The organism is Stenotrophomonas rhizophila (assembly GCF_007667275.1).
Classification (GTDB): Bacteria; Pseudomonadota; Gammaproteobacteria; order Xanthomonadales; family Xanthomonadaceae; genus Stenotrophomonas; species Stenotrophomonas maltophilia_AE.
This window is the reverse complement of sequence record NZ_VDQT01000002.1, coordinates 251,357-265,986: the sequence shown is the minus strand read 5'-3', so window position 1 is coordinate 265,986 and position 14,630 is coordinate 251,357. Positions and strand designations below refer to the sequence as shown.

Below are 14,630 nucleotides of genomic sequence, written 5' to 3'. Positions count from 1 at the left end.
CGCCGATTCTGCCCGATCCGGCCACGTTCGTGGAAGATCGCCCGGATTCACCGCCCCACCACCGCCCAGCGGCGACACTGCGGGTCCGTCCTGCCCCGGAGCCCTGCTTGAATACCTCGCCCGTCATCCCCGGCTCGCCGTCGCTGGTCAAAGGCATGAACCGCCGCAGCCAGATCCTGCGCCTGCTGCTGCGCTACCGGCATTCGGGGGTGTTCTCGGGAATGAACCTGGATTCCCGCGCCGTCCACGACCTGCCGCCGGAAGGCAACCCCGAGCAGTTCGTCACCGACCTGGAATCGCTGGGCCCCACCTTCGTGAAGCTGGGGCAGATGCTGTCGACCCGCCCGGACATGGTCCCGGTGGAGTTCGCCACCGCGCTGGAACGCATGCAGGAAAAGGTCGCGCCGATCCCGGTCGAGCGCATCTACAGCATCATCGAGCAGGAACTGGGCGCCCCGGTGTCCAAGCTGTTCTCCAGCTTCGACCCGGTGCCGCTGGGCTGCGCCTCCATCGCGCAGGTGCACCGCGCGCAACTGCATGACGGCCGCGACGTGGCGGTCAAGGTCCAGAAGCCCGAGGTCGCCGCGCAGCTGCGCTCGGACCTGGAGGTGCTGCGCAGCTTCGCGCTGGCCGCCGACCACCTCACCCAGGTCGGGCGCCGGGTGCGCCTGCGCGATTGGCTCAACGAGTTCGCCAAGACCCTGATGCAGGAGCTGGACTACCACGCCGAAGCCGAGAACCTGCAGCGCTTCGGCCAGCACCTGCGCCCGTTCAAGCCGCTGTGGGTACCGCAGCCGATCTGGGATTACTGCAGCCACCGCGTGCTGACCATGGAACTGGCCCAGGGCGTGCGCGTGGACATGATCCCCGACGTGCGCCGCACCGAAGAGCCGATGGCGCCGCTGGCCGCTGCGCTGATCCGTGGCTACATCGACCAGATCTTCGTGCATGGCGAGATCCACGCCGATCCGCATCCGGGCAACCTGCGCGTCACCCCGGAAGGCCGGCTGGCGATCTTCGACCTCGGCATGGTCGCGCACATGCCACCGCGGCTGCGCGAGCGCCTGCTCAAGCTGCTGTTCGCGGCGGTGGACGGGCGTGGCGAGGAAGTGGCCGACGAAATCATCGGCATCAGCACGCGCCTGGAAGCGTTCGACGAGGAACGCTACCTGCGCGAAACCGGCCAGGTCATCGCCCGCTATGCCGCCAGCGGGACGTTCTCCGAAGGCCGCGTGGTGCTGGACCTGGTCCGCATCGCCACCGCCAGTGGCCTGCGCACCCCGCCGGAGTTGAGCCTGCTCGGCAAGGCCCTGCTGAACCTGGAAGCGGTGTGCCGTCTGCTGTCGCCGGACCTGGACACGCGCCGCATCGTCGAACGCCAGCTGCAGCACGTGATGCGTGCGCGTCTGAAGAAGTCGCTGTCGGCGGCCAACCTGGCCAGCGAGGCGATGGAAGTGCAGCAGCTGCTGCGCGAGGGCCCGCGCAAGATGTCGGACATCCTGGCGCTGCTGGCGGAAAACCGCCTGCAGATGAAGGTGACCGGGCTGGAAGAATCGCGGCTGATGGAGAACCTGCAGAAGATCGCCAACCGCGTCTCCGCCGGCATCGTCACTGCCGCGCTGATCCTGGCGGCAGCGATGATGATGAAGGTCGACACCGGCTGGCATCTGTTCGGATATCCGGCGATCGCATTCACCTTGATGCTGATTGGTGTGTTCCTTGGATTGGGGATCATCCTCAGTGCGTTGCTGTTCGATCGCCGTGCGCGGTCACGGGAAGAGCGCGGGCATCGTTAGCGCCGGCGGTAACGTCAGGTGAGGACGACGGCACGCGCAGGCGTGCCGTCTTCACATGCGTTTTACCCTTTTGAATGCAATGCGTTGTAGGCGCTCGCACCGCGTTTCCAACAAACATTTCAGTCAGGTTCGCGCAGGCATGATCCGGTCATCGGCCTGTCATGCGGTTGTGGTTGGACAGCCGGTCGGATGGGAATACGTCGTCATGGCGTCCATCACCACCTGTCTCCGCTGCCGATGATGCCCATGCTCTGGATCCTGCTGCTGTCGCTGTTGCTGCTCACCTGGTTGCTGCTTGCTTCAGGTCGCTGGGCATGGTGGAAGGCGGGGCTGATGTCGCTGCTGCTGTTGGCGCTCAGTGCATGGTGGTTGATCAACAAACTCTCCGGCGATGGCCTGAATGCGGCCACGCTGTACCACCTGCGCGCGGACATGGAAGGCGCTGGCGTCTCGGACTTCAAGGGCTACATCGCCGGCTTCATCGCGCTGGCGCTGCTCTCGCTGCTTCCGCTGCTTACCCCGCGCATCAAGCGTTGGCACCGGACCGCGCACGGTCGCGGCGTGTTTGCCGGCTTCCTCGCGGTGTGGCTGCTGGCGATCGGCGTCAGCCCGCTGTACCGCGATGGCCAGCGGCTGTACCAGCAGATGCGCCCGGTCGATTACAGCATGGTGGCCCCGGAGTACCGCGTGCCGCAGCAGCCGCTGCGCAAGCCGCGCAACATCGTGTGGATCTATGGCGAAAGCCTGGAGCGCACGTATCTGGATGAGTCCACCTTCCCCGGGCTCATGCCGAACCTGAATCGGCTCGCTGGACAATCGCTGGACGTGCGTGGACTGGTCTCGGCCGAGGGCGGCGGCTGGACCATCGCCGGCCTGGTGTCGTCGATGTGCGGCGTGCCGCTGACCACCGCGCAGGGCGATGAGAACAGCATGGACCGCATGGGCAGCTTCCTGCCCGAAGCGGTGTGCCTGGGCGATTACCTCAAGCAGCAAGGCTATACCAACCATTACCTGGGCGGCGCCAACGGCCTGTTCGCCGGCAAGGGGCAGTTCCTGGCCACGCACGGCTTCGATGCAGTGGATGACCTGGCCTGGTTCAAGCAGCAGAAGATCGCGCGCTCGCATTTCTCCACCTGGGGCGTGCACGACGACGTGCTGCTGGATAAGGCCTATGACCGCTTCATGAAGCTGTCCAAGGCGGGCCAGCCATTCATGCTGACCACGCTCACCATGGATACCCACCACCCGGCAGGGCACCTGCCGGTGGCCTGCAAGCGCACCCGTTACCAGAGCGACTACGGCAACATCGGCCTGCTCAATGCGCTCAAGTGCACCGACGGGCTGATCTCCAAGCTGGTCGACCGCATCCAAGCCAGTCCTTACGGCGACGACACGCTGATCGTGATCGCCTCCGACCACCTGGCCATGCCCAACGACCTGAGCCACATCCTGGCCAGGCAGAAGCGCGAGAACCTGCTGCTGTTCCTGGGCAAGGACATCGCCCCGCGCCAGCTTGCGGCCGAAAACGGCTCCACCCTCGACTCGGGCGCGACCCTGCTCAGCCTGATCGAGCCGGAGATCGGCGAGATCGGCTTCGGGCGTTCACTGCTGCAGCCCGAGCGCCCGAAGAGCGCCAGCGCGGCGGCGTTCCGCGACGACGGCAAGGACTTCCCGCGTTACCTGGCGTTCTCGCGCTCGTTGTGGCTGGGCGACAAGACCCGCCAGCTGCGCATCGACGACGACAACCAGGTGGTGATCGGCCTGCAGCATGTGCAGCCGCCGGTGCTGCTGGAATACGACAGGCAGTGGGACCTGAAGTCGGTCTATCTGGAAAACACCTCCAAGCAGTTCGACCTGGCCGACCCGGCCAACACCCTGGCCTACGTCGATCGCTGTACCGCCTTCGAGGATGGCTCGGCCGACGGTGACTGGTGCGCGATGCTGGTCAACCGCGACAAAGGCATCAAGTTGTACCGCGATGACCAGCTGCGCCAGGGCTTTGCCGTGGATGCGCCGCTGGATCCGTTCAATGGCCCACGCCCGAGCATCCGCCAGGCGCACATGATCACCCAGAAGGGTCGCCGCACCCGCGCCGGCCAGTACATGCTGCAGCTGGTGGCGAAGCAGTCGCCGGACCGTGGCTTCTGGATCGAGGCGGTCTCGTCCAAGCGCAAGGTGGTGGTGGCCCAGCAGTGGGTCCAGCCCGATGCGGAAGGCCGCATCAGCGTGCCGGTCGGGCTGGATCACGAGGTGGATGACCTGGAGATCCGCGCCTGGCTGAACCATGCCGAGAAGCTTGCGGTCGACACATTCGCGCTGGTTCCGTCACGACGTGGCAATCCCGGCTGATCCTGCTGGAACGGGGCCCTTCGGAGGCCCCGTTTTGCGATGACACGCACACCCTGGGCCGGGACGGACCGGCAAAATCGGCGCCCGCCGAGGTACAACCGGGGAGCACACCATGCCGGGCCCATTGCCGGCGGCCCGCTGCGCGGCGGTCGCGCCGTTGCCGGCCCGCTGCCGCGCGGGCAGCATCCCGCAGCGCGCGCCGCCGTGCCGCGTCCACAACGCGGCCTGGCCGCTCGGCAGCGGGCAGGACCCGCCCCTGCAGCCGGCGCTGGCAAGCTTCCTGCGAAGCTGCCCTTTGCTGCCCTCGGAACTGGCCCGGGTCGAAGCGCAGCTGTGTGAGCAGCTGTCCGTGGCGTCGGCCGAAGTACTGGGCAGGCACGTGGCCACCCTGCTCCGCGACACCGCACCGGCCTCGCGGCCGGCCGCGCTGGACCAGGCATTGCGTCATGCGGAGCAGGCGTGGCGACACGAATGCGCGCGGGTGGCCGCCGCGCTGGTGAGTGGGCTGGGACGCCTGCACGTCCGGCGGGCCGCCGGCATCGCCCTGTACGCGATCGCCAACGCCGCGCTCGGCGAGCGTGGGGCGCAGCTGCTGGCGGGGTCGCAGCTGGCCATGGCGCTGCCACGCCTGCTGCAGGACCGGCAGTTGCTGCCGTGGCTGCATTGGCTCTGCCAGCTGCCGCTGCCGTCGCTGCGCGGCGGCGTCTGGGTGGAGCCGCTGCTGACGCTGCTTCCGTCCGCGCTCGAGGCGATGCTGCAGCCGGCCGTGGCCGGTCATGCCCTGCTGCGCCAGCCCTTGCAGCTGCCGACCACGACGCTGCGCCTGCTGCTGCTGGCCACGACCTGGGCGCTGTGGTTCCGCCAGGCGTCGCCTCCCGCGCCTGCCACCATCACGGGCCGTCGGATGGCGCGGATACCGGCCGTGCTGGACCAGCTGGACCTGGTCGGCACTGCAGCCCAGAGGTTGTTCGCGGCGCCCGCCGTGACCTGGCGCACCCTGCCCGAATCGACGCCTGCTGTTGCGGCTTTCCCGGTTGCAGCTGCCGCGGAATCGACGCGGTTGCTGCGTCCCGCGCCGGCGTTCGCAGTGGCGATGGCCGCCAGCCTGCCGGCCCTGTCGGCAGGAACCGCACCGCGCCGTGCGATGGCCGCCGTGGCGGGCCTGGCAGCGGCCGGTGCCGGGGCTGCCTGGATCGCCTCGACCTGGAAAAACGGCGCGCCCGGAACGCCGGTCGCAGCTGCCTCCGCGCTGCCGCTGTCGTTACCCCCGCCACAACCTTCGCGTAGATCACCCCGCTCTGCCGACGCCGATCCCGGCCGCGCAGAAGCGACCGCGCAGGACCGCGCTGCGCTGATCGAAGCGCTGTGGTCGCTGCGCGACAGCGCCGTGGCCGGGGGTGAAGCGCGCGTGCCGCGCACCGCGTTCGTTCCCGCCGAGGGCTCGTCGCTGGCGCTGGCGCTGCAGCGCGTGCGCGAGCAGCTGCTGTGGCTGTACCGCCAGGATGACTTCCTGCAGCGGTTGTACGCCGAGCGCACGCCGCCGTCGACGCTGTGGATGGCCAACGCGACCCTGGGCGCGGCGCGGGTGAACTCCGGGACGGCAGTAGTGCTGCATCCACTGCCACCGGCGGAGGGCGGCGACGCCTGGTCCGCCCCTACCGGAGTGCTGCTGGACGACCTGCAGCGCCGCGTCGACGCGGCCGGCGGCTGCTTCGACAACAGCGTGCCCGCGCGCCTGGACTGTGCGCTGGGCTTCTATGCCGGTCACGCGTTGCCGACGACGCCGCAGACGCCCCACGCCATTGATAGGCTGATCCTGGGGCTGGAGCAGGTCCTGCACCGGCCCGCGGACGGCGAGGCGCCGGCGACCAACGAAACCGCCACCCTGCTCCGGCTGCGGCAGCAGGTACTGCAGCTGAAGGCGATGCCCATCCGTGGCCTGGAACCGAACTGGCGCGGCTGGCGCCCCGATCCGCGCTCGCACCTGGGCCACAACATGGCATTGGCGCGCAGCCTGCTGCTGCAGGTATCGGCGCACGCCGAGGTGATCGCGCTGTGCTGGCACCACCACGCCGATCCTGCACAGCTGGTCTACCCCGCGCACGGCGCGGTGCTGGCACGCGCGCTGCAGGGCACCCGCACCGTGCCGCTGTTCGACGCCGGCCAGCCACCGCCTGCATTGCGTGCCATCGACACCCTGCTGCGCGGCATCGCAACCATGCTGCATGCACCGGTGCGGTCCAACGGCCGGATGCAGGTGCCGGAAATGCTGGCCTACTATGCCGCACCGCTGCCGGCGGCACCGATGGACGACGCGCCGTTCGACACCTGCCTGGCTATCCTCGACCGGCAGCTGGCCCCACCGCCAGCGCCTGCCCCCGGGCCCCGGCGCGTCGATGCAGTGTGGGATACGCCCGTGGCGCTGGCCGCGCAGGATGCTCCGCGCCTGCTGCACCACCTGTGGGAACGCTTCGACGCCCGCATCGACAACTGGGACGACGCACTTGCGCAACAGCGCCTCGCGCCGGCGCCGGGCTCGCCGATCCACACCGCCTGGCGTGATGCGCAACACCAGCTGCGGCAGGTGTTCGAACAGCCGGCGATCTGGACCGGGATGCGGCGCCTGAACGCGTCGTTCCAGTCGCTGCGTGTCGCCACCGACGGCATCACCGCGCGCGAGCGCGGCTCGGGCCGCAGCGTGATCGTCGTCGATGGCCTGGCGGGCTCGCTGGAACCTTCCCTGGCCCGCCGCCTGGAAGCGCTGTACCGCATGACCGACCGCCTGGGTCGGTTCTCTCCGGGCAGCACCGTGCCGCTCACCAATGCGCTGCAGTTCCACGGTGCGCTGCCGCGGCCGGCGGCATCGGCCTGCACTTCCCCGCTGCTGTGCACGCAGGCCCACCTGCTGCATGCCATCGCGCGGGTGCACGAGGACTGGCAACGGCGGAACGCAGCCCCGTCGCGTTGGCACCAGGCCAGCAACGAACTGCAGGAACTGCGTCCCCTGCTGGGCCGCGATCCGGCCGCGGCCACCCGCGGCCACCGGGCGGCGCTGGGCACCACCACCGCGACCACGCTGCAGCCGGCGCTGTCGGCGTTCGCCGACCTGTTCGCCCTGCCTGCAGTGCAGGCATCACTGCCGTCCCTGCACCCGCCGCCGCTGTGGATCAGCGTGGATGCGGACGGCAGCGTGGTCGCGCAGGATGCCAGCGGCGTGCTGCATGCGCTCGACCCCACCGCGCCATGGCGGCAGGATGCGGCGGCCGCGCCGCTGCTCGCCACCCTGCGCGACGTCGCCGCGCAGCTGGGCGGGCCGGTGCGCTCGGACGGCCGCGTCAATGTCTCGGACATCCTGACCGCACATGGCGGCTGTGGGCCGGAGGAGGAAACCCATTTCGATGGTGCTGCGCGGTGCGTGGAAAGGCTGCTGGGCGAGCTGCGGCTGGGCATGCGCGCCGATCTGCTGCACGCGTGGGACGCGCTGGATGCGGCTGACCTGGAGCGGATACGCACGACCACGGCCGCGTTCCTGGCCCAGCGCGCGCCCGACCCACAGACCCTGCTCGAATACCTGGCGCGCCCGCTGCTCGAAAACGGCGACATGGGCTGGAACCAGCTGCACCGCACCAGCCATCTCGTCGCCAGCATGGCGCGCACGCCGCGTGCACTGCGGTTGCAGGCCGCCCTGCTGGATGCGCTGGGCTGGTACGCCGGCAGCGCGCACGCACCCACGTCGCCCACGCTGCTGGCCAGCCTGACCCGGGTGGCGATCGTGCTCGACCTGGGTCCGCCATCGGACCGCGATGCCCGGGTGCTGCTCGGTTACCGCCTGCACAAGTCCTCGAACTGGGGGCGCACCTTCGCGCAGATCCGGCTGGACTTCCAGGACTACCTGCACAGCATGGGACGCATTCCCGCTTCGGCGCTCGGCATGGCCACCGCGCTGGCCCTGCAGGATCATGCGCCCGAGCTGCTGGCGACCGATGTTCCGGCGAACCTGGTGTACGCCAACACCATCGCATCGATCCAGTTCGTCAGCGGCGTACACCTGGCCGAACGGATCCGGCGCGGCCTGTCGCAGCAGATGCGGTTCGGTGAGCTGCTCAGCCTGTCTTCGGAGTTCGCAGAAGGCGTCGGCGTGCCGGACCTGGTCAAACAGATGACGTTGCAGGCACGGCGCCTGCCCACCCATGACTGGTACGTGTTCCGCCAGCTGGAACGCGGCCCGGCACCCCCGCTGCAGCCGTCCGGACGGATCGCAGCGGCATTGCTCGCCTTCGACCAGCGCGTGGCCGCGATCGAGCGCGCGGTGGCCGACGTGCTGGCTCCGCTGCCGTATCGCATGCCGCTGCTGGAAGCGGAGATCCGCCGGGTGTTTCCACGTTTCCCCGGCGTACTGGCCGAGCATGCGTGGAATTCGACCGAGTTCCTGCTCTGCCATGACGACAACCATTTCGGGCGCAGTTTCCCGTTCTTCGAAGTCATCGCTGCCGGCGCGCTGCGCACCGACGCCGACCGCTGGCGTCCGTGCCGCACCTTCGTCCCGGACACGCCGCTCAACCGTGCGCAGGGCAACCCGCGTTACGAGGCGGCACTGCAGGACGCCTACGCGCTGATGCGGCCGGCGCTGCCGCGGCTGGCCGACATCAACGCGCGTTACCAGCGCCGCTTCGACGCCTATTTCCGCCACGCGCAGCGCGGCTATGGGGTGTTGATCGAAGAAGCGCTGTACCAGCGCCCGGAGGAGGAGCGGCACGCCCTGATGCAGGGCGCAGTGGAGGTGTTCACCCTGCGCACGCACGAACCCGACCTGGAGGCGCGGCAGGAGACCCGCAACGACACCGATCCCTACCGCGGTCGCTTCGGCGTGGTCTACACCCTCACCCTGTCCGGGCAGCCGCGCCACTTCCAGCTGTTTCCGCTGCAGAGCCGGATCGTGCCGCTGTCGCTGGACGGGCCGCTGCCGCTGGGCGGCGAACTGCAGAGCCGCAAAGTGCGCCTGCGCAGCGGCAACATGGCCACCGTGCAGGTACGCCGTGGCACGCCGTTGCCGGTGGACTGGGAAGCGTATGCCACCGACAAGGCACCGGCCGAGGGCCGCTCCTCGGAGGTGATCGTGGAACGACTGCTGCCACCGCCGCACGCGCAGCGCGACAACAGCGCCCTGGCCTCGCCGTTCCATGCCCTGGTCGATCCGATCCAGCACGGCTTCTTCTGGCTCGACGCGGACAGCTTCCGTCGCGAAGGCTGGGCCCCCACCGGCTACGAGCTCCACCTGGAAGACGCGCCGTTGTGGCTGAAGACGGTGGACTTCTTCGTGCCCTTCGTGGAAAACCTGCGCCGGATCTCCTCCCGGAACCGCAACGAGTTCGCCATGGCGGCGTTCGGGCTCTACCTGGAAGCGATCATCGTGGTCGGGCCGGTGGTCAGCGGGGTGGCCAAGGTGCTGGCCCGGCCCGGACTGAAACTGACCCTGCCGCGCTTCGCGGAACTGTCGCGCGTGCTCGGCCACGGCACGCTGGATGCGCTGAATCCGGCTGCCGGCAGCCTGTCGCTGCTGCGGGTGGGCGTCAGCGTGGCGCAGCGCACCGCGCGCGGCAACCTGCGCTTCCTGTGGTCGGTGATGAGCCGGCAGGCCTCGCCCGCCCAGCCACCGGTCATGCGCTGGGCCATGCGCGAGGGCATGGCCATCGCCAAGGAAGGCGGCGCATTGGCGTCGCCGCTGTATGAAATCAAGGTGCGTACCGTCGACGGCATCCCCGGCGCCATGGTCGCGCCTCCGCCGCTCACCAGTGGCAGCCGCACCCTGCACCTGGTCGACCCGGCCACGTTGAGCCTGTACGGCCCGGCGCTGCAGGAGCGGCTCGGCGAAAGCGGCGGCGCGGCCGGGATGCTGATCAAGGTCGGCGGCAGTCCGCGCACCCCTCACGTGTCACCGGGCAAGGCGCTTAAGCCGATCAAGCAGGGCCCCAAGACCTCGGACGAACAGCCCGATGACGATACCGGACGGCTGCAGCCACCGGTACTCACCCTCCCCGACCACCGCGCGTTGGGCGTGCCCGCCGCGCGTCCCTGAGCGTTCTGGGGTCAGGGCTCGTCGCGGGCCGGTGCCGGGTCGCGCACGAGGTGGATGTCGGTGGGCGCCGACAGCGCGATATCGGCGGCAGCGAAGTTCTGCAGCATGGTGAAGTACAGGTCGCTGCGCACTCCGTACACCGCGCGCGGACCGGACGTGTAGGCAAAGCTGTTGATCGCGACCTGGCCATTGGCGATCGAATCGATGAACACCGACGGCGCCGGGTCGGCCAGCACGCCGACATGCGCGGCATAGGCATCGAGCAGGATCTGCCGTACCGCGGCGACGTCGGTGCTGAGCGGCACGCTGAACTGTATCTGGATCCGGCCCTGCGCGTTGCCCATGGTCATGTTGCGGATGGTCTTGGTGATCAGCTCGGAGTTGGGCACGATCAGCGTGGACTTGTCGCCCACCTGGATCTCGGTGGAACGCACGTTGATGCGCTTGATGTCGCCTTCCTGGTCGCCGAGCTTGATCCAGTCGCCGATCTTCACCGGCCGCTCGGCCAGCAGGATCAGGCCCGACACGAAGTTCTGGGTGATCGCCTGCAGGCCGAAGCCGATGCCCACCGACAACGCGCTGACCAGCAGCGCCAGGCGCTCCAGGCCGATGCCCATCGCGGTCAGCCCCCACAGTACCGCCAGGATGATGCCCAGGTAGCGTGTGACGGTGCTGATCGAATTGCGTGCGCCGGCATCGAGTTCGGTCTTCGGCAGGTAGGTGTCGGTCAACCAGCGCTGGAACGCCTGCATCGCCGCCCATACGACCAGGAACGCCAGCACGGCATAGACCACGTCGCTGGGCTTGAGCGTGACCTTGCCCAGGGTGATGCCCTTGGACAGGGTATCCAGGCCGCCAAACAACGCATTGGTGTTGCCGAACGGCGCGGTCAGTGCCAGCACCGCCAGCACGATCACGCCGATGCGCAGTACCGCCGACAGCAGCACCCCGCCCTGCTCCAGCCGCGACGCGCTCAGGCCCGTGGTGAGCACCACGGTCTGGCCGATCCGGCCGCTGGGCGACAGCAGCCAGATCGCCAGATCGTCGGCGAACTTCAGCAGCAGCGAGGCGGCCAGCAGCACCACCGCGCCCCAGATCAGCTGCTGGCCGACGAACAGCGCGAAATTGAGGTAACCCAGCAGCGTGGCGATGACCGCTGCAGACACGACCACGTTGCCGACCACGCGGGCCAGTACGATCCAGCCGCTCCTGCGCCCGCTGGCCTTGGGCTTGGCCGGGGCATCGGCGCCCTGTGCATCCAGTTTGGCCTGCACCTCGTCGGCCTGGCGGCGGTGCATGCGCGCCAGCGACACCAGGATGGCGATGATCAGCACCATGTAGGTGATGGCGATCAGCCCGTCCACCGCCACCGTGGTGACCTGGCTGGTGCGCGCCTGCTTGTTTAGCGCCACCAGCAGGATGCTCACCCAGGTCAGTCCGGCCGCGTACCAGGCGTACTTGCGCAGGCGCCAGGCCATGTCGTCGTCGAGGTTCATCAGGCGCCACGAGGGCCGCTTGGGCATCAGCAGCGCCGCGCTCAGCGCCGCCATGAACGCCGCCACGAAGGTGGCGACCTGGAAGTTGAGCGCCACCGCTTCAAGCCGCGGCGGGATCGCACCGATTTCCTGCAGCGAGCCCACCAGCATCGCCGCGGCGAAACCGGGCAGCAACGTGCCCACCGCCAGCAACCAGACCGCCAGCCCCGAGCGCCGCAGGCGACCGTCGGGCGCGCGTTCGGAGGCCGCAAAGCGCCGGCCCAGCGCGCGCAGCCACAGGCGCAGTGGGAAGAACATCAGCAGCGCCACCACCGCACCGAACAGCGGCGTACCCCAGCCGTGCTGCGCGATGGCCTTGCGCGCGGTGGATTCGCCCTGCCGGTACAGTGCCACCAGCCGGTCTAGGTCGGCCGGCACATGGGTCGCGAACTGACGCCACAGCGAGGGCGAGAGCGGCGAATTGACCTTGCGCACCAGCTCCTCGCTGAGCTGGGTGGCGCGCATCTTCTCGATATCGGCACTCAACTGCTTGGCGTCCACGGCCAGCAGTCGCGCCCGCGCGATGGCCGCCGCGATGTCGGCCCGCTCCTGGTTCAGGGTCTTGCGCTGCTGGGCCAGCTCACGCGATTCCACCGTGCCTTCGGCAACCGCGCCCAGCTGGGAAATGCGGATGTCCAGCTGGTCCAGCTGCGGTTGCAGCGCGCCCACCGCGTCATCGGCGCGGCGCTGCACGCCCAGGGCCCGGTCGGACAGGGTCTTGAGCGTGTCGCGGGTGTCGGCATCCTCCAGCGACCGCTGGATCGCGGTCAGGTCCTTGCCGGCCTGCGCCAGCTGGGCGAGCGGCTGGTTCTGCGCGTCATCGGCGCCCTGCGCGAATGCGACAGGGGCGGCCAGCAGCCAGGCGGACATCAACAGGCCGAGCAGCGGCCGCAGCAGGGGGAAACCAGGACGGGAAGACAAACCAGCAGTACCAGGGCAACACGCGGACCACCGCGCCTTGGCGGACTATAAACCGCTCCGTGTTCACATCGGGTAAGCGCGCCCGGATGGCTGTCACGCGCGGATCGTTCCGGCTTCACTTGGCCGTGGCGGCGGCCCCGGCATCGTGGATTCCATGTTCCTACCGAGGCCTGCAATGAGCACCCACGCCGACCTGAAAACCGTCACCGACCTGCAGCTGCCGCGCTATCTGGGCACCTGGTACGAGATCGCCCGGCTGCCGATGAAGCATGAACCGGATGACTGCACCGACGTCAGCGCCCACTACGAGATGAAAGACAACGGCCATGTGGCCGTCCTCAACCGCTGCCGCGTGGGCGACAGCATCGAGGAAGCCGAAGGCGAAGCGTGCCCGGTCGACAACGACCCCGCCCGGCTGGAAGTGAGCTTTCTGCCCAAGGGCCTGCGCTGGCTCCCCTTCACCAAGGGCGATTACTGGGTGATGCAGGTGGCGCCGGACTACAGCGTGGCGCTGGTCGGCAGCCCGGACCGCGACTACCTGTGGCTGCTGGCACGCCAGCCGCAGCTCGACGCCACCGTCCAGGAGCACTACCTGGCCCAAGCGCGCCTGCAGGGCTTCGACCTCAGCCGGCTGATCCACACCCCGCACACCGGCCGACCCACTGCCTGACCCCGCATGGACCTCAAAAGCGGGTACCCCTTCTGGGCCATCAGCAACGGGCTGATGCACGCCTTCCCGCCGTTGCGCGAGGATCGCAGCTGCGACGTGCTGGTGGTGGGCGGCGGCATCAGTGGCGCGTTGATCGCCAACGAGCTGTGCGCGCACGGCCATGACGTGGTGCTGGTCGAACAGCGCGACATCGGTTGGGGCAGCACCGCCGCCAGCACCGCGTTGCTGCAGTATGAAATCGACACCCACCTGGTCGACCTGGCCAAGCGCTTCGGTGAAGCGGATGCGGTGAAGGCCTACCGCGCCTGCGCCGAGGCGATTCCCGCCCTGCGCAGCGTGGCAGCGGGTTTCCGCGGCGTGGACTGCCACCCCATGCAGAGCCTGTACTACGCCAGCAAGCGCCGCCACCGGGCGGTGCTGCAGGAGGAGTACGCCCTGCGCGACCGGCACGGCTTCGATGTGCGCTGGCTGGACGCCGACGCTGTGCAGGAGGAATTCGGCATCCAGGCACCGGGCGCGATCCTCAGCGCGCTGGCCGCGCGGGTGGATCCCTATCAGCTGACCTACCGCCTGTTGATGCGGCTGGCCAAAGCGGGCTGCGCGGTGCATGACCGCACCGTGCTGCACACCCTGGAGCCCACTGCGCGCGGGGTGACTGCCACCACCCCTGAGGGCGTGCGCATCCGCAGCCGCCATGTGGTGCTGGCCACCGGCTACGCCGGCCAGCGCTGGCTGAAGCAGAAGGTGGCGCGCAACCGCAGCAGCTACGCGTTCATCACCGACCCGATCGATCCCGGCCTGCTGGGACCGCTGGTCGACACCATGGCCTGGGAGTCGGCGCGCCCCTACCTGTACCTGCGCAGCACCGGCGACCACCGGCTGCTGGTGGGCGGCGAAGACGATGCGGTGGACATCCCGGCCCGGCGCGACGGTCGCGTGGCCGGCAAGACCGGCACCCTGCTCAAGCAGGTGGGGAAGCTGTTCCCCCACCTGCCGCTGCAACCGGCGTTCTCGTGGGGCGGCACCTTCGCCGAGACCGCAGACGGCCTGCCGTTCTTCGGCCCGCACCCACAATGGGGGCCGCGGGTATTGTTCGCGATGGCCTACGGCGGCAACGGCATCACCTACTCGATGGTCGGCGCGGCCCTGCTGCGGGCCCGTATCGAGCGTCGCCGCCATCCGCTGGCGGACCTGTTCGGGTTCCAACGCCTGGACAGGTGATACAAACCGCGTCACGACAGGCATCATTCAAGCAACGGCTGCTAGCGTCAGCGCTGTCGGCC

General features: G+C 69.2%; 6 protein-coding genes. 5 read left to right on the top strand and 1 reads right to left on the bottom strand.

Annotated elements, in window-relative coordinates; all coding sequences use genetic code 11:
• The first annotated feature begins 155 nt into the window (after nucleotides 1–155).
• The 3 genes from FSZ13_RS07275 (at nucleotide 156) to FSZ13_RS07265 (ending at nucleotide 10,221) form a co-directional block, all read left to right on the top strand.
• Nucleotides 156–1,796 carry an ABC1 kinase family protein gene (locus FSZ13_RS07275; protein WP_186308895.1) on the top strand — a complete coding sequence of 547 codons (1,641 nt, stop codon included), beginning with the start codon at nucleotides 156–158 and terminating at the stop codon, nucleotides 1,794–1,796.
• Between the two features lie 246 nt (nucleotides 1,797–2,042).
• A complete protein-coding gene (locus tag FSZ13_RS07270) occupies nucleotides 2,043–4,145 on the top strand; it encodes a phosphoglycerol transferase I (RefSeq protein WP_145478888.1) in 2,103 nt (700 codons plus the stop codon).
• Nucleotides 4,146–4,257: 112 nt separating this feature from the next.
• A complete protein-coding gene (locus tag FSZ13_RS07265; protein ID WP_145478887.1) occupies nucleotides 4,258–10,221 on the top strand; it encodes a hypothetical protein in 5,964 nt (1,987 codons plus the stop codon).
• A gap of 11 nt (nucleotides 10,222–10,232) precedes the next feature.
• Here FSZ13_RS07265 and FSZ13_RS07260 read toward each other — a convergent pair whose 3' ends face one another.
• Entirely contained in the window at nucleotides 10,233–12,626 is a 2,394-nt protein-coding gene (locus FSZ13_RS07260; protein ID WP_145479490.1) for a DUF3772 domain-containing protein, read from the bottom strand.
• A 226-nt stretch (nucleotides 12,627–12,852) separates the two neighbouring features.
• Between FSZ13_RS07260 and FSZ13_RS07255 the strand changes: the two genes are divergently transcribed.
• Together FSZ13_RS07255 and FSZ13_RS07250 are read left to right on the top strand one after the other, a co-directional pair.
• The gene (locus FSZ13_RS07255) at nucleotides 12,853–13,347 is read left to right on the top strand and encodes a lipocalin family protein (RefSeq protein ID WP_145478886.1); all 495 of its coding nucleotides are present in this window, start codon (nucleotides 12,853–12,855) and stop codon (nucleotides 13,345–13,347) included.
• Between the two features lie 6 nt (nucleotides 13,348–13,353).
• Nucleotides 13,354–14,568: an NAD(P)/FAD-dependent oxidoreductase gene (locus tag FSZ13_RS07250; RefSeq protein WP_145478885.1), complete on the top strand. Its 1,215-nt coding sequence runs from the start codon at nucleotides 13,354–13,356 to the stop codon at nucleotides 14,566–14,568.
• Nucleotides 14,569–14,630 lie beyond the last annotated feature (62 nt).